Source organism: Myxococcales bacterium (assembly GCA_016716835.1).
GTDB lineage: Bacteria > Myxococcota_A > Polyangia > Haliangiales > Haliangiaceae > JADJUW01.
In genome coordinates this window covers 2,891,330-2,907,204 of the sequence record JADJUW010000001.1, presented here as the reverse complement: position 1 = coordinate 2,907,204, position 15,875 = coordinate 2,891,330, and the positions used below count along the sequence as shown (strand labels likewise).

General features: G+C 61.7%; 16 protein-coding genes and 2 tRNA genes. 14 read left to right on the top strand and 4 right to left on the bottom strand.

Features of this window, described 5'->3' with window-relative positions; genetic code table 11:
- Positions 1–3 precede the first annotated feature (3 nt).
- A complete protein-coding gene (locus IPL79_12920) occupies positions 4–822 on the top strand; it encodes an alpha/beta fold hydrolase (GenBank protein MBK9071885.1) in 819 nt (272 codons plus the stop codon).
- 107 nt (positions 823–929) lie between these two features.
- Positions 930–1,862: a DUF4388 domain-containing protein gene (locus IPL79_12915; protein ID MBK9071884.1), complete on the top strand. Its 933-nt coding sequence runs from the start codon at positions 930–932 to the stop codon at positions 1,860–1,862.
- A 1-nt stretch (position 1,863) separates the two neighbouring features.
- On the opposite strand, the gene IPL79_12910 is transcribed toward IPL79_12915, so the two are convergent.
- Both IPL79_12910 and IPL79_12905 read right to left on the bottom strand, forming a co-directional pair.
- Positions 1,864–1,937: transfer RNA gene (locus tag IPL79_12910), tRNA-Gln, on the bottom strand.
- A 116-nt stretch (positions 1,938–2,053) separates the two neighbouring features.
- Positions 2,054–2,128 (bottom strand) — tRNA-Met (locus IPL79_12905).
- Positions 2,129–2,243: 115 nt separating this feature from the next.
- Here IPL79_12905 and IPL79_12900 point away from each other — a divergent pair.
- The 8 genes from IPL79_12900 (at position 2,244) to IPL79_12865 (ending at position 10,289) form a co-directional block, all read left to right on the top strand.
- Entirely contained in the window at positions 2,244–2,612 is a 369-nt protein-coding gene (locus IPL79_12900; GenBank protein MBK9071883.1) for a hypothetical protein, read from the top strand.
- 146 nt (positions 2,613–2,758) lie between these two features.
- Positions 2,759–4,099, top strand: coding sequence for a TolC family protein (locus tag IPL79_12895; GenBank protein MBK9071882.1), 1,341 nt, complete (start codon positions 2,759–2,761; stop codon positions 4,097–4,099).
- 24 nt (positions 4,100–4,123) lie between these two features.
- On the top strand, positions 4,124–5,326 hold the full coding sequence (locus IPL79_12890) for an efflux RND transporter periplasmic adaptor subunit (protein MBK9071881.1): 1,203 nt from the start codon (positions 4,124–4,126) through the stop codon (positions 5,324–5,326).
- A 2-nt stretch (positions 5,327–5,328) separates the two neighbouring features.
- Complete coding sequence (locus IPL79_12885; GenBank protein MBK9071880.1) at positions 5,329–6,771, top strand: efflux RND transporter permease subunit; 1,443 nt, start codon at positions 5,329–5,331, stop codon at positions 6,769–6,771.
- Positions 6,665–8,521: an efflux RND transporter permease subunit gene (locus IPL79_12880; protein ID MBK9071879.1), complete on the top strand. Its 1,857-nt coding sequence runs from the start codon at positions 6,665–6,667 to the stop codon at positions 8,519–8,521. The genes IPL79_12885 and IPL79_12880 overlap by 107 nt, the downstream gene beginning before the upstream one ends.
- Before the next feature lie 5 nt (positions 8,522–8,526).
- The gene (gene tsaA, locus IPL79_12875) at positions 8,527–9,309 is read left to right on the top strand and encodes a tRNA (N6-threonylcarbamoyladenosine(37)-N6)-methyltransferase TrmO (protein MBK9071878.1); all 783 of its coding nucleotides are present in this window, start codon (positions 8,527–8,529) and stop codon (positions 9,307–9,309) included.
- A gap of 78 nt (positions 9,310–9,387) precedes the next feature.
- A complete protein-coding gene (locus tag IPL79_12870) occupies positions 9,388–9,819 on the top strand; it encodes a DUF3127 domain-containing protein (GenBank protein MBK9071877.1) in 432 nt (143 codons plus the stop codon).
- Positions 9,819–10,289, top strand: a complete 471-nt coding sequence (locus IPL79_12865) for a hypothetical protein (GenBank protein ID MBK9071876.1) — start codon at positions 9,819–9,821, stop codon at positions 10,287–10,289. Before IPL79_12870 ends, IPL79_12865 begins: the two co-directional genes overlap by 1 nt.
- 18 nt (positions 10,290–10,307) lie before the next feature.
- Here the strand turns inward: IPL79_12865 and IPL79_12860 are convergent, their stop codons facing one another.
- Positions 10,308–10,775: a VTT domain-containing protein gene (locus tag IPL79_12860; protein MBK9071875.1), complete on the bottom strand. Its 468-nt coding sequence runs from the start codon at positions 10,773–10,775 to the stop codon at positions 10,308–10,310.
- 130 nt (positions 10,776–10,905) lie between these two features.
- Here IPL79_12860 and IPL79_12855 point away from each other — a divergent pair, with 130 nt between their 5' ends.
- Positions 10,906–11,376 carry a DUF4442 domain-containing protein gene (locus IPL79_12855; GenBank protein ID MBK9071874.1) on the top strand — a complete coding sequence of 157 codons (471 nt, stop codon included), beginning with the start codon at positions 10,906–10,908 and terminating at the stop codon, positions 11,374–11,376.
- On the opposite strand, the gene IPL79_12850 is transcribed toward IPL79_12855, so the two are convergent.
- Complete coding sequence (locus IPL79_12850) at positions 11,373–12,281, bottom strand: DUF2279 domain-containing protein (GenBank protein ID MBK9071873.1); 909 nt, start codon at positions 12,279–12,281, stop codon at positions 11,373–11,375. The two genes, IPL79_12855 and IPL79_12850, sit on opposite strands and share 4 nt — an antisense overlap.
- A 610-nt stretch (positions 12,282–12,891) precedes the next feature.
- On the opposite strand from IPL79_12850, the gene IPL79_12845 reads away from it, so the two are divergent.
- The 3 genes from IPL79_12845 to IPL79_12835 are packed head-to-tail and all read left to right on the top strand — an operon-like array spanning position 12,892 to position 15,859.
- The gene (locus IPL79_12845) at positions 12,892–14,253 is read left to right on the top strand and encodes a glycosyltransferase (protein ID MBK9071872.1); all 1,362 of its coding nucleotides are present in this window, start codon (positions 12,892–12,894) and stop codon (positions 14,251–14,253) included.
- Between the two features lie 5 nt (positions 14,254–14,258).
- Entirely contained in the window at positions 14,259–15,104 is an 846-nt protein-coding gene (locus tag IPL79_12840; GenBank protein MBK9071871.1) for an ABC transporter permease, read from the top strand.
- Positions 15,101–15,859: an ABC transporter ATP-binding protein gene (locus IPL79_12835; GenBank protein ID MBK9071870.1), complete on the top strand. Its 759-nt coding sequence runs from the start codon at positions 15,101–15,103 to the stop codon at positions 15,857–15,859. Before IPL79_12840 ends, IPL79_12835 begins: the two co-directional genes overlap by 4 nt.
- Positions 15,860–15,875 lie beyond the last annotated feature (16 nt).

Here is a 15,875-nt window from a genome sequence, read left to right as displayed (position 1 = left end):
AAGATGGCCGCACCTCGAAAGCCACAACCTGGGTGTTCCTGGGTGGAAAGTCTACCGGAACGGGTGCGGGGTGTAGGCAAAGAGCTGACGCAGGACATCGTCGGCGGCGCAGATACCTTGGCCTATTTAGTCAATCTCGCGCGCGGCAACCGCATCCGTCGCCGAGCCGCGGTGGCCGACACCAGCGAGAAGCGCCCGCTCCTCATCATCCATGGCTTCATGGGCACGCGCGGCTCGATGTATCTGCTCGAACGGCGCCTCGCGGCCGATGGATTTGTCGTCTTCTCGTTCAACATCGGCGCGATCAACACGCGCGACATTCGCCGTTCGGCCTTTATCATTCACCGCAAGATAGAGCGTATTTTGGCGCAATCTGCGGTCAAGGAGGTCGACATCCTCGGCCACTCGATGGGGGGCCTGATCGGCCTCTATTACATCAAAAAGCTAGGTGGCGCGGCGCGCGTGCGGCGTTTGGTCATGATAGGCACGCCGCTCCACGGCACCTGGATCGCGCTTGGCGGCGTCGCGACCTTGGGCCTGTTCTCCACCTCGTCTTGGCAGCTCTTGCCCGGCAGTCGGTTTCTTGCCGAACTACATGAAGGCCCCATCCCACCAGGTGTGGAAGTGTATTCGGTCGGCGCGTTGCGCGATTGGGTGGTGCCATTTAGCAGCACCAAGGGGCAGGGCGTCAAAAGCGTCGCCGTGCCACTAGGTCACTCAAGCCTGGTCATCTCAGAGTCGGTGTATGAGCGCTTGCGCGACTTGCTCACCGCGCCCAATGAGATAGTTATAGAAGACCACCCGCTCGGCGACGCGACATAGCGCGACGTGGCCGCGTCGTCTTAAATGAGCCAATTGCTTGCGCCCATGCGGCGCGCCGCCGTATCCTAATTGTGCAACCGCGCAGCTCGGTTGCAGAGGAACGACGCTTGGATCGCCCGCGCTTTGCATTACGGTTCATTTCGGGGAAGTACCAAGGCGGGGAATTTCCGCTTAGGCCTAACCGCGAGATCGTGATAGGTCGTTCCAGCGACCTCGACATGGTCCTGGTCGAAGACATGGTGTCGCGCCGCCATTCGCGCGTGATTACGACCGCCGATCAAATTTTCATCGAAGACGCCGGTTCGACCAATGGCACCTTCGTCAATGGCGAAAAAATACCGGGCCGCGTGCAATTGCATGAAGGCGACCGCGTGCTCGTGGGGACGTCGATTATCAAGGTCATCGCGCTCGACGCGAACTCGCCGGGCAACGACGCGCCGGCGCCGCAAAAAATTGAACCTGCTGTTAGCCGTCCAACGCATGTCGCAGGTGCGGGCCGCCCCATGTCGGGCGTGATCGAAGAGATTCCGCTACCCGACCTCATTCAATTGTTGTCGACCAGTCGCAAGTCGGGAGCCCTCACGGTAGCCAGCCCAAGCGCGGTTGGCCGTTTGTACTTTCGCAAGGGCCTAATTTATTTTGCGACCATCGACGACGATATGTCGGTGGCGCCGCAAAAAGCCGTGTATCGCATGTTGTCGTGGACCGAGGGCACGTTTGAGCTCGAGCCCAACGCCGAGATCCAAGCACCGGAAGAAATGCAAGATTCTGTCGAAGGCCTGCTCATGGAGGGCATGCGACAGATGGACGAAATCCGCAACATGGAAAACTTCCTGCCGCCGCCGGGTTCACCGCTGGCGGTGCCGACGCCGCTCGCGGGGCGGTTGCGCGAGCTTTCACCCGAAGAGCTCGATGTCTTTCAGCTGGTGCTCGATCACGGCAGCTTGCAAAAAGTACTCGATCATTACCCTGGCTCAGATGTCGACTGCGCGACTCGCCTGGTGGCGCTAATGAAGCGCGAATTTGTTGTCGTGCCGTAACTGGTTCGGGGACTAGGATTCGAACCTAGATAAACGATACCAAAAACCGTTGTCCTACCGTTAGACGATCCCCGAATGAAGGCAGCAGTGTATTCACGAGCCGCCGATTGTCTAGTCTCTCGTTGCCGTAAATAAATCCATCTGCTTACCAAACAGATGATGGTGCAACTTAGTGCGCCAAATCTAAGTGATGGTGGCGGAAGGCAGATTTGAACTGCCGACCAAGGGCTTATGAGACCCCTGCTCTACCCCTGAGCTACCCCGCCTGGAAGGCCGGGAAATTAATCGCTCGGCCGCGTCATGGCAAGCGAAACCCGGCGAAAATGCGGGAAGGCGGCGGGGTCACTATCGAGGCCACGCAAAACCAGGCAAACTCGTGTAATGAAGTCAGATTCCGGCGCGGCACTGTATTTCGCGGTGAAATTGGATAGTCGCCTGCGCGAGGCGTTCGCGATGGCGAGGCCGGCCGACAAGAAGTATCTCGACGCCCCGGAGTTTTTGCAGACGTTTGAGCTTGGCGGCGACAAATGGGTGGGCAAGGTCGTCGCGCCGGGGCCATCGACCGTCGAGGCCGAGGATATTCAACGCAATGTCAGCTCGATCTTACATCGCGTCGCGCCTCAAATTCGCATCCTGCCAACCATGGTGAAGATTTTGGTAGTGCAGCCGACGGTTGCGCCCGAGGTGATCGGCGTCGAGGATGACATTGAAGATGCCGCCGATGCTGGCCCGTATATTGCGGATGCCTAGCCAGGTTAATTCCAGCCGTGGCTTACCCCGTGGCGACAGACAATGTCACCGCGTCGTCGCTGCGCCACATTGACAGGTGCCGCGAAGCCAAGTAGCACTGCGACAAGATGTACGCGCGCACGACCTGGCTTATCTTCGCGAGTTGTTTGCTGATTTCGGGTGTTGCCGCCGCCGATGGCGTGGTGCCGACGATTGATCGGCCAGCTAGCGCAACCTCCGCGCCAAGTGATCCCTCGGCGGCGCCGTTGTCACTCGCCGACGCGCTCAAGGCGGCAATCCCGGCATCGGAGTTAATGGAGGTCGCCGAGGCGGGCGTTGAAGAGAGCAAGGCCTCGCTCACTAGCGCGCGATCGGGGTGGTTGCCTCAGGTGAGCGCAACCGCAGGTTACAGCCGTGACCTAAAAAGTATTTTCGGCATCGCCGGCCGCGATGGCCAGCCACCCAACAGCTGGTCCGTCTCGCTAGGGCTCGATCAAACTATTTTCGATGGGGGGCGCCTCGCTGCGGGTATTGCGGCGTCGAAGGCCGGCGTGCGTCGCGCCGAGATGGGCGTAAAATCGCAACGAGCCCTGACCGTGCTCGAGGCGGCGCAGGCCTACTACGATGCGGCCCTCGCCGAGCGTCGGGTTGAAATCGCCGAAGCCTCGCTGTCGCAATCCGAGCAAACCTTGAAAAGCGCCAAGCTCGGCTTTGAGCAGGGCGCGACGCCAGAATTTGACATGCTGCGCGCCGAGGTCGCGCGCGACAACCAGGCCGCGACGCTCATCCAGTTCAAGGCCACCCGCGACGTTGCCATGGTGACGCTCAAGCGCCGCGTGGGGCTGCCGCTGGGCCAGCCGGTGGTGCTTGTGAGCAAGCTCGACGTCGATGACGCGGCGGGGCAGGTCGCCACCGCACGCGAAGTAGCGCAGATTGGCCCTAGCGACGGCGAAGGCCTCGAAGAGCGATCGGCGGCGGAGGCGTTGAAGATTAGCCAAACCCAGGTCGACAGTGCGGAGGCGGCGTGGTTGCCACAGGTATCCGCAAGCAGTGGCTATTCAAAATCGAATTCGCCCTCAAACTTCCTGCCGGATGGGTTTTGGAGCACTGGGTTTAGCGTGTCCGTAGGCGCCTCGTTTACGCTATTTGACGGCTTTCGCCGCAAGGCCACCATCCACGCCGCCAAGGCCGCCGCCTCGTCGGCGCGCGCGCGCTACGAAGAGACCAAGCGTTCAGGTGAGCTCCGCCGCGTCCGGGCCGCCTCGGCGGTGGAAACCGCGACCGCGACCTCCAAGCAGAGCACGCGCACGGTGGCCCAGGCCAAGCGCGCCTATGAGATCGCGGAGCTGCGCTATAAGCAAGGTTCATCGACTCACCTTGAGCTCGTCGATGCGCGCTTGCAGCTCGAGCAGGCCCTGCTAAACCAGGCGCAATCGTCGCGCGACCTGCGCGTCGCGCTGCTGCGCCAGGCGATGATCGTCGAACTGCCGTTTGGCGCCGGATTCTAGCTACAAACTTTCCTAAGGGGACTTATGTCAAACCGAAGATCGAAATACACCATTGGCTTGGTCGTCGCGTCGTCGCTGTGGGCTGCCTGTGGCAAAGGTGGCAAGGGCGGCGAGGCGACGCAGGCCAAGGCCGCGGCCGAGCCGCTGCTGCAAATCGCCGCCGAAGATGTTGTGACGGTAACGCAAGGCGAAATCCAAACGGGCCCTCGCATCTCGGGCACGCTTGAGGCCAGCCAACGCGCCGTCATCCGCGCCGAGAGCAATGGGGCAGTGGTGCGAGTTGGTCCAGAGCTCGGACAAGTGGTTAAGCGCGGCGAAATGCTGGCGCGCATCGAATCCAAGGCGCTTGGCGACGGCGTGCAGTCGGCGCAAGCCGCGGTGCAGTCAGCGCAGGCCATGGCGGCCATGGCTCAGCGCGAAGTCGAACGCACCAAGGCTATGGTCGAGGGCGGGGCGCTCGCCCAAAGAGATCTCGAACGCGCCGAGAGCGCGGCCAAGTCGGCGAGCGCCGGCCTGGGCCAAGCGCGCGCCATGCTCGCCGCCTCGCGCTCGCAGTTTGGCGATGCCACCGTGCTCTCGCCGATGGCCGGCGTGGTGTCGCAACGGCCGGTCAATCAGGGCGACGTGGTCAGCATGGGCGCGCTGCTCTACGAAATCATTGAGCCGTCGTCGATGCGGCTGTTGGCACAAGTCTCATCGGACGGTATCGCCTCGCTTGGTATTGGCAAAGTCGTAACCTTCGAAGTGCGCGGCTACGAAGGGCAAAAGTTCGAAGGTACCATCCTACGCATCGCGCCGGCGGCCGATCCAAACACGCGTCAATTGCCGATTATTATCGAAATCCCCAACACCAGCGGCAAGCTGGTCGCCGGCCTCTTTGCCGAGGGCCGCGTCTCGAGCGAAGTCCGCAAGGCGTTGGTGGTGCCCGGCAGCGCGATTGACACCAGCGGCGACCAGCCCACGGTGCTGCGCGTAAACCAGGGCGTCGCCGAGCGCGTCGTCGTTGCTACCGGCCTGCGCGATGCCCGCAACGAGGTGGTCGAAATCACCAGCGGCGTCGCGGCAGGTGACGTGCTCATCACGGCGCGTGCCGGGCAAAAAATCAAGGCCGGCACCAAGGTGACGTTGCCGGGTGCCGCCGCCGCCACCACCACGCCACCTTCATCGCAAATTCCGACGCCGGCGGCATCCGCCGCGGCCGCGCCCTCGACGACCGGCGGCAACTAACCATGTGGATCTCAGATTTTGCGATTCGCAAGCCCATCGTCACCATCGTGATGATGATCGTGCTGATGGTGTTTGGCTTGGTGGACCTAACGCAGCGCGAAACCGACGAGTTTCCCGAGGTCGACATGCCGGTGGTGGCCGTTTCCATCCCATATCCGGGCGCCTCCCCAGGCGTGGTCGAGCGCGAGCTCATCGATCCTCTCGAGGAGCAGTTTCAGTCGATCACCGGCGTCGATACGATTAATTCCACGGCGGTCGATGGCTACGCGTCGATCATCGTGATGTTCACCTTCGAAAAAGATCAGCAAGAGGCGATGCAAGACATCCGCGACCGCATCGACCTGGTCCGCAATGATCTGCCGTCGCAGGTCGAAGAGCCGATGCTCTATAAGTTTTCGTTTTCGGATTTTCCGATCGTGTCGCTCACCTTGGCGTCAGCGACGTTGTCGCTCGCCGAACTCACCGCGCTCGCTGATCCAAGTCTTAAACGCGCGCTCACCTCGCTGGCCGGCGTCGCCAGCGTCGACATTCTTGGCGGCATCGAGCGCGAGCTTGCGGTCGAGGTGCGCCCCAACGATTTGCAGGCGCGCAATGTTTCGGTCGGCCAGATCGTGCAGGTCGTGCAGAGCGAAAATCTCGCGGTGCCGGTAGGGCGGCTTAACAGCGAGCTCGATGAGCGGACGATTCGGCTGCGCGGGCGCCTTAGCAGCGTCAACGACTTTGAGCAAATCGTGGTTAGCCGAAGCGGCGACCAAGTGGTGCGCCTCGGCGACGTCGCCGACGTGAAAGATGGCCATCAAGAGGCGCGCTCGGCGTCGTTTTACAACGGCAAGGCCGCGGTCAGCATCGACATCAAGAAGGCCAAGGGCTATAGCACCACCGACGTGAGCGCCCGCGTGCTAGCCAAGGTGGCCGAGCTGCAAAAAACGTTGCCAGAGGGCACCCAGATCGAAGTGGTGCGTGATTCCGGCCAGCGCGTCGCCGAGTCGGTGGAGGGCGTGCAGACCTCGCTCATCGAAGGCGCCTTGCTCACCATTTTGGTGGTCTTTATCTTTCTCAAATCTTGGCGCTCGACGGTCATTACCAGCCTTGCCTTGCCGGTCTCCGTGATTTCAGCCTTCATCGCGGTCTACGCGTTTGGCTTCACGCTAAACACCATGTCGCTGCTTGGGCTGTCGCTCGCGATTGGTATCTTGGTCGACGACGCCATCGTGGTGCGGGAAAATATAGTTCGGCATATGGAGATGGGCAAGGACCACCTACACCGCCGCGCGCGAGGGCACCGCGGAAATCGGCCTTGCGGTCGCCGCGACAACCTTCTCCATCGTCGTCGTCTTCGTGCCCATCGCCTTTATGGGCGGCATGGCCGAACAGTGGTTCGCGCCATTTGCGCTGACCATCGCCTGCTCGGTGCTGGTGTCACTTTTTGTCTCATTCACGCTTGACCCGATGTTGTCAGCCGAATGGGAAGACCCCGATGTCATCGAGGGGCGTCGGAGTTGGCTCTCTAAAAAGCTCGACATCTTTGACCGTTGGTTTCTGCGCCTCACCGCTTGGTACAAAAAAGTCATCGGCTGGGCGCTACGCCACCGGTTCGCCATGGCCGTGATCGCGGTCGTCGCATTCTTTGGCGCCCTCGCCATACCTATGGCTGGGTTGGTCGGCAGCGCCTTCATGCCGCTGCAAGACATTTCGGAGTTCACGGTTAAGATCGAAACCCCGCCAGGCTCGAACCTGGAATACACGCAACGCAAGGTCTTGCAGGCGGTTGAAATTGCCAAAAAGCACAAGGAAGTCGCCTATACGTACGCCACGGTTGGTGGCCAGGGCGGCGCCGTCGATGAGGCGTCGGTTTATGTTCGTCTGGTCCCAAAACATAAGCGAGCGGTCCATCAAGACGAGGTCGCGGCCAAGGTGCGCGCCGAGGTGCGCACAATTTCCGGCGTCACCGCGTACATACAAAATGACAACTTTGGCGGCGGCAAGCAAATCCAGGTCCAGCTCACCGGCCCCAACACCGATGTGCTTGGCGTCATCGCGCAGCAGATGGCTGACAAGATCGCGACGGTGCCAGGCGCCGTCGATATAGGCTTGTCGAGCAAAGGCCAGCGCAGCGAGATCGAAGTGGTACTCAAGCGCGATCTGGCCGGGCAGCTTGGCGTTTCCGCGGGCGCGCTTGCGGGTTCGATCTATCCCGCCTTTGCCGGGGTCGAATCGGGCGACTGGATCGATCCAACCGGGCAAACCCGCGAGGTCGTCGTGCGCCTCGGGCCTCAGTGGCGCCAGCGACCGGCCGATTTGGAAAGCATGCCGGTCACATTACCTTTTTCGTTTGCGCGAGGCGTGCCAGGCGACATCATGATGGGGGCGCCTGGCACGGTTACGTTGGGACAAATCGCCGATATCAACCCGAGCACCGGGCCTGCGCAGATTCAGCACTTGGATGGCGATCGGGTGGTGACCGTCGGTGCCAACGTCGAAGGACGCCCACTCTCGGGGGTGATCGCCGACATCGAAAAGACCATCGCCGGCGTGACGCTGCCTGCGGGCTACGCGCGCAAGCAAGGCGGCGAATCAGAAGACCAAAAGGAAGTCTTTGGCCGCATTCTCTTGGCGCTCGGCGTCGCCGTCATGCTCATGTACTTCATCTTGGTGGTGCAGTTTGGTTCGTTCGTTGAGCCGATTCCCATCATGGCTTCGCTGCCGCTGTCGCTTATTGGCGTCATGCTCGCCATGCTCGTCACCGGCTCCACGCTCAATCTCATGAGCATGATCGGCGTAATCTTGCTGATGGGTATTGTCGCCAAAAATGCGATCTTGCTCATCGATTTTGCCAAGCATCTCGAGGGCACGGGGATGAATCGCCGCGAGGCAATCATCGAAGCCGGCGGCGTTCGCCTGCGGCCGATTCTCATGACCAGCGTCGCAATTATCGCGGGCATGCTGCCGGTGGCAATTGGCGCCGGCGAGGGCGGCGACTTCCGCGCCCCGCTCGGACGCGCCGTCATCGGCGGCGTGATCACGTCGACCGTGCTGACGTTGCTGGTGATTCCGACCTTCTACGACATCGTCACGCGTTGGCGCGACAGCCTGATGAATTGGTTTCGCAAAGGCAAGGCGCCGACGTCGTCGCATGGCGCGGTGCCTGCGCAAGCCGGCGCGGCGCGCGACGCTGTGCCCGACGCCGCGAAGTAACGGCGATGTCAGCGCGCGCATTCACCTTTGCTGCCATCGGCGCGGTGCGCTGCGATCAGGTCGATAAATTTGCAACGCCGCGCCAGCCCTTCGTCGCTGGCGATAAAAAGGGCACCATTGAATTAGCCCCGGGACATCATTTTGAGCATGCCCTGGCCGATTTGGAGCTGTTTACGCATATCTGGGTCCTGTTCGTTTTTGATCGCAACGAGACGTGGCATCCCAAGGTCATGCCGCCCATGGGCAGCGATATCAGACGCGGCGTCTTTGCGACGCGCTCGCCGCATCGGCCCAACCCCATCGGCATGAGCGTGTTGAGGCTGCATCGCGTTGAGGGCCTCTCCTTGCACGTATCGGGGGTAGACATTCTCGACGGCACCCCAGTGCTCGACATCAAGCCGTATGTGCCGGTGGCGGATATCGTGCAGCAGGCAAGCGCCGGGTGGCTGGAGGCAGACGCGGCGCAGGGCGCGCCGGCGTACCACGTCGCGATGTCCGCCGAGGTCGAGACGCGCCTCGCCTGGTGGGAGGCCGCGGGCGGTGAGCCCTTGCGCGATCGCATCGCCGCGGCGTTGCAGGTGGCGCCGCAGCCGCGCGCGTTTGGCCGCATTCGCAAGGGCGAGGCCGGCGCGCTGGTGCTTGGGCTGCCGGGCTGGCGCGTGCATTTTCGCGTCATCGGCGAGGTGGTCGAGGTCATCGATCTGCGCAGCGCCCACAAGCCTTCGCATTGGGCCAAAGATCCCGGGCTTCACCTACACCGCGATTTTATTGCGAAGTTTGGCGCGTGACGCGGCTTCGCGAGATTCTCGCGCGATAGCTGACGATTTTTGTGCCGCGCCAAGGTGTGGCGGCATATGCTCCGCCCCATGGCAATGGAAGCAATTGGCAAGCTACACGCAATCTTTGACACGACGCAGGTCTCCGCGCGATTTACCAAGCGCGAGTTCGTTGTCGAGCTCGCGGATAACCCGAAATACCCGCAGCGCGTGATGTTCCAACTCAGCGGCGATCGCTGCGGCCAGCTCGACAGCTTTCAGATTGGCGACGAGGTGCGCGTCGAGTTTTCGCTGCGCGGTCGCGAGTGGCAGAGCCCCAAGGGCGAGACCAAATTTTTTAACAGCCTCGATGTGTGGAAGGTCGAGCCCGCCCGCGAAGGCGCCTCGCCACCGCGCCGCGCCCGCGACAGTCATAGTGCCGGCCAGGGCGCCGGGTTTGACGGCGACGTACCGCCACCGCGCGACGATGATTTTCGCCAGACCGGTGGCTCGTTTGACGCCGCCGATGATATTCCGTTCTGATGAGGGAAGAGGCCGCAACGCCCGCCGCATCGTGGCGAATTCTTAAAATCTTGTATTGGGCCATCCTCGGCTCGCACCTTATGGCGGGCGCGTCGATTGTGTTTGTCGCGGCAAGTATGCCGCCCATGCTCGACGTTCAGACGATTGCCTATGCGCTCTTGCTGGTGCCGTTGGGCGTCATCGCCGCATCGTTTGCCGTCTCGGGGGCCTTGCTCGGCAAAGCCAAGGCGCAACCTAGCCTAACCTCCAAGCTCGGCGCCTACCGCGGCGCGCTGATCCTGCGCTGGGCCATGCTCGAGGGTGCGTTCCTGACCTCGCTGATGTTTTATCTCATCACCAAGCAGCAGCTATTTTTCGCCACCGCCGGGCTAGCCCTGGTCGTCTATCTGTCGCAAACGCCGTCGCTTGAAAACGCCAGTGGCGACCTTGGCCTCGACACCGACGAACGCAGCCAACTGACCGCCAACTAACGTCTACGCCAGGCCCCGCTAGCGGAATAGATAGGGCGACGCGGCAATCGCGCCATAGTGAATGAGCCGTCCAGCCACCGATACGATAAGAAACGTCCGCAGCGGCATCTTGAGGATGCCGGCGACGATGACTGCCAAGTAATACGGTGGAAAGCCGAAGACGGCGGCGATAAACAAGATCCATTTTGGCTTGTCTTGCCATTTCTCCACCTTTTTGCGCGCCCGCTCGAGCCGATCGCGCCAGCGCTTGCTCGGCACATGATCGGCGCGCGTGCCGGCATAGAACATCGGCACGCGGATCGCGGTCTGGATGGCGACCACGATGAGGATCGAACCCTGCAACGCCCACCACGACACGCGCGCCTCGCTGGAAAGCGCGAGCAAAAACGACTCGCCGACTGGCAGTGGCAGCAGGCCCGACAAGATGCCGACGATGACGCTGGCGCCATAAACCCCGAAGGTGGCGAGCATCTCCTCAAAATTCATGCGACCCATAATGTGGGCGGCCCGCCGGAGCCACGCAACGCACGGCGGGGGGTTTCTTGCCGGATTGTGCGAGTCCTAAGGCCGGACCTGCGCTTGCAACGCCGGCGCCAAAGCGTTACGACGGCGCGCGATGAACCGCCTCGCCACCAATGTTGCCAAGCTTAAGCGCTACCCCGCATGGGCCTTGTCGTGGTCAATCGGGCGTTTCGTGAAGTTTACCGGCACCGCGGGGGTGCGCTACGAAGACGTCACCTGCGAGCGCGTCGTCGTCAGCCTGGCCAACGCACCGCGCGTGCGCAATCACATCGGCCAAATTCATGCCGCCGCCATGGCGCTGCTCGCCGAGACCGCCACCGGCATTGTCGTCGGCATGAACGTGCCGGACGACAAGATCCCGCTGATTAAGTACATGAACGTCAAGTTCGTGCGGCGCTCGCAAGGCGCGATGCGCGCCGAGGCGACGCTGACCGCCGAGCAACGAGAACTTATTACCACCACGCCCAAGGGCGACGTCATCGTCGCGGTGGTCGTTACCGACGAAACCGGCAATCAACCCATCGAATGCGAGATGTGCTGGGCGTGGATTCCGAAGAAGCGCTAATCATCTGGGGATCGCGTCGCCTTGACCAAGGGCAGCGACGTATACGGCAGGTTGGCCACCTCGAAAATGCCATGGCCGATGCGGCGAAGCTTGCGCTGCCGCGCGAACACGTCGTCCCACACAGCCTGCGCGTTGAGCGACAACCCGAGAAACAAGGTCTGGCGCCGCTGCTTGCCAAGCTCAGGGTCCGGGTCTGGCTTATAGTTGCGCGTCTTAAAGCCCACGACGACGTCGACGTAGCGGAGATACTTCGCCGAGGGCTGGGCGCGCAGCCACGGCATTTCGCCGATGTGCGCGGCGAGCATAAAGGATTGGCCGGAATAATCTTCGGCGATGTTGATGTCGCCATCGAGGAAGGTGCGGCGATATTCGGGCGATGATACATACTCGACGCGCAAGTCGAACATGCGGTCGAGCGTAGGCGAGCGTTCCATCACCCATGACAGCAGACACCCCGTGGCATCGCCGGCGAGATCGCCAGGGGACATTTGGTAATAAAAGCCATCGTGAATCTCGACGTAGGTGAATAGTGCGCAGGAAAGACTGCTGCCCAAGATGCTCGCGGCACCGGGGCTCCATCCGCCCCGCCTAAGCAGGGTTGTCGTCAGGCGGCCGAGCGCATAGCCCGACCACATGTGTCCGAGCTTGTCGGCACCACCTGCGTACGTTGAGTCTTGAAACCAACGATCGCCGCCAAACGTAAAATTGGGCAGCTCGGGTTTGTCGTAGAACCACGCGAAGTACATCCAGGTCGTTATGGCCGCATAAGTCCCGCCGACCGCCAAGAGCGATCGACGCTTGCGCCGCTTCAACACCCCCGCGTCCTCGGCAGGGGAAATGGCAGGCTGGGAGTTCGGCGCGCTCGCCACCTCAGCCCCGGGGCCCAATGCGGCATTTGGCCGCATTAGTTGTGAATTTAATTCTTGAGTCTCAGTCACCGGCGTATCGGCGCGAGCACCTGCCGCTGAACATGTCATCAAGGCAGCGACAAGCGCGAGACGGGGCCAAAGCAATGATGCGCGCGACATGGCTCGGGGTCGGCACCCTAACACCAAGCCCCACGGGAATTTCGCTTTTCGAGGAAAACTTGCCGGACAGTTCAACATCGACGAATGTTCAGAGTGTGTCGACTGTCACGCATGCTTGTTTAAGTGGCGCTGCATTGTAATACCCTGTTTACGATTGCGTTTTGGCGACAGCTACATGTGGGCAACGCGCGGACCTGCCGGCAAGCTCATCAGCCGCCGCACTTAATAAACTTCCAGGTGCGGCCCGTCACTTGCGGGTTGCGTTTATGGCGCCGTACCATTATGAGAAGTGGCCGAAATCGTTTGGGTGCTGTAGTGTGACGGCGGCTGGCTTGCTTAGAAGAAAAGAACCTATGGCTAAGTTCGGGACGCGGTGTGAAAAGCAAGAAATGCAGGCTTCCAGCATGTGCGACCGTTACGCAAAGGGCGTCATGGCTAAGGGCCTAACCGTTGCCATAGCTGGCGCACGGAGGCAGTCGTGAGTGGCATGCTTGGCGTCGTTGCGTTGACGCTCGGCGCGGTGGTGGTTTGCGCCCCCTTGCTGGTGCTGCTCATCTGGCACCGACGCGGCGCGGGGGTCGCTTACGACAATGCGTATCAACCCCACGTCACGGTCATCACGCCCATGTTCAATGAGGGCGCCAATATCAGGCGCACGCTGCAAAGCATCCTCGCGCAAAACTACCCCGCCGATAAGCTCGAAATCATCGTCGTCGATGATTGCTCCACCGACGATAGCTTTGCCCACGCCCAGGCGGTGTTAAAGGGCGTGCCCAATGCGCGGGTGATTCGCAACGCCACCAATCTCGGCAAGCGACATTCGATCAATCGCGCCGTGAACCTCAGCAGCGCGGAGATCATTGTGTCGGTGGACTCCGACGTCGTGGTCGATCCGGACGCAATCCGCCAAATGATCCGCTGCTTCTCGAGCCCACGGGTTGGCGCTGTCGGTGGCCGCGTCGCCATTCTCAACGACCGCGACAACTGGTTGTCGCGCATGCAGACGGTTAAGTATTATTACAGCTACTTTCTCATCAAGCGCATCGAATTGCGCTTCCGCTCGGTGCTGTGCCTCTCGGGGTGCCTCACCGCCTACCGCCGCCACGTGCTGCAAGAGCTGCTGCCGGTGCTCGAGTCGCGCAATATCCTCGGGGTCGACATCAAGTATGGCGAGGACCGCTTCCTGACCCGCATGATCGTCAAGGCCGGCTATCAGACCATCATGAACGTGCACGCCGTGTGCCGTACCACCGCGCCGACCTCGCTGTCGGACTACCTTTCGCAACAGTTGCGCTGGCGTCGCTCGAATATGGTCGACTACTTCGGCGGCCTGTCGCACGTCTGGCGCACGCACCCGCTGGTGGCGATGTACTTTTATTCGCTGTTTGCGCTCATCCTCATCTATCCCTTGCTCTTGCTCTCCGCGGCGATGAGCGGAAATTTTATCGAGCTGATGGTGTCGCACGTCGTCGTCGCCTTCTTGCTTGGCGTGGCGTATCGCCTCCACGCGTACAAAGACCCCAACGCCTCGGCGTGGCATGCGCTGCCGCTCGCGCTCACCATCCCGCTGACGTACGGCATTCTGACCCCGCTGGCCCTGCTGACCCTAGACTCGGGCACGTGGGAAACGCGCGGTCACCAAGAGGCAACGCCGCAACCCGCCAAGGCTGCCGCTGGTGGGCGCCTTCCAACGAGCGGCGAGGCCGTGGCCGATGGCCTCGGGCTGACCATGACGGCGCCTTCGCGCCCAACCCGCGCCGACCTGATCGCCGTCGCCTCGGCGGTGGCGTTTCCCGCCGCGGCCAGCGAGCTGCCGTCTATCGAGCTTCGCGGTCGAGCTGGTAAATAGGTCCCGTGCGCGCGTCCGTCACGCTTGCCGAGCCCAATCCCCGCGTCGGCTACTGGCGGGGCGGCATCGTGGCGCTGCGCAATATTTGGGCGCATCGCGGGCTGATTCGCGAGTTTACGGCGCGTGACGTTCGCCTCAAGTACCGAAACTCTTCGTTCGGCTATTTATGGTCGCTGCTCGAACCGCTGCTCTTGGCGGTGGTCTACGTGGTGCTCTTCACCCTGATCGCGCATCGCCCGGATCGGACCTTTCCGCTGGCGGTGGTCCTCGGCGTAATTAGTTGGGGTTTTTTTGGTCAGGCGCTCAACAAGGGGCAGGTGTCCCTAACCAACAACGCTAGCCTAATTCAGAATATCTACTTCCCGCGGGAGGTGTTCGCGATCGCAGGGGTGTTGGCGCAACTCGTGATCTCGAGCCTCTCCTTGTTGGTCGCCATTCCCTTCATGATCTACCTCGGGATCCACCCGACGTGGCATCTATTATATGTCCCCATCGGCATGACCATGATCACGCTGCTAGCGACCGGGCTGGGCATGGGCACGGCGGGCTACAACGTTCTGAACCGAGATATCGAGCATTTCTCGCGCTTCGTGATCCGCGCCGGAATGTACGTCTCGCCCGTGATGTGGACGGTGCACACGCTGGCGGAAACGCGCGCAGGCGCCCTAAAATACCTGTTGCTCAATCCAGTTGCGGTGCCGATGACGCTGATTGGCGATGGGGTCATGGGGCGCACACCTGCCATAGGGTGGGGGCACTACGCATACGCCAGCGCGTTTGCGGTGCTCGCCTTGATCTGGGGGCTGGCGACGTTTCGGCGCATGGAGGGCGTGGTGGTCAAGAAGCTATGACGACGACCATTGAGGTGGAGCGCGTCACGCTCGAGTTCCCGCGGAGCAAGGTCTACATCGGCCCCATCCTCGAGTCCTTGCGCAACATGTTTTCGGGGGGCGCGACGACGCGGCGAGACACCTATGTGGCGCTGCGAGACGTGTCGCTTCGCGCCGGCAGCGGCGACATCATTGGGGTGCTTGGTCATAATGGTGCGGGCAAGAGCACGCTGCTGCGGCTCATCGCGGGCATCTACCGCCCCGATCAAGGCACGGTGCGGACGGCGGCCAGCGTGTTGCTCCTGGCAGGGCTATCGGCGGGCTTCAACGTGCAGCTATCGGGTCGCGAGAATATTTTTCTTTATGGCGCCATCCTCGGCCTCTCGCGCGGCGAGATCCTGCAGTTACAAGACGAGAGCATCGAGTTCGCCGAGTTAGCCGATTTCATTGATCAGCCGCTGCGTACCTACTCCAACGGGATGCGCTCGCGGCTTGGCTTCTCCATCGCCTCGGCCGTGGTGCCAGATGTGCTCCTCATTGATGAGACGCTCTCGGCGGGCGACGCGGCGTTTCGGGAAAAATCCGCGGCCCGCATTAAGACCATGATCTCCAGCGTCCACACCGTGCTGCTGGCGTCCCACAACATGAACCTAATCCGCGATGTCTGCACGCGCGCGATCTTGATAGATCGAGGCCAGCTCGTCGCCGAAGGCGAGGTCGAACAGATCATTGCCTACCATCTCAAGAAGGCGCCGTTGCCCACGGGCCCGGCATGAGCACACGAGCGAGCCG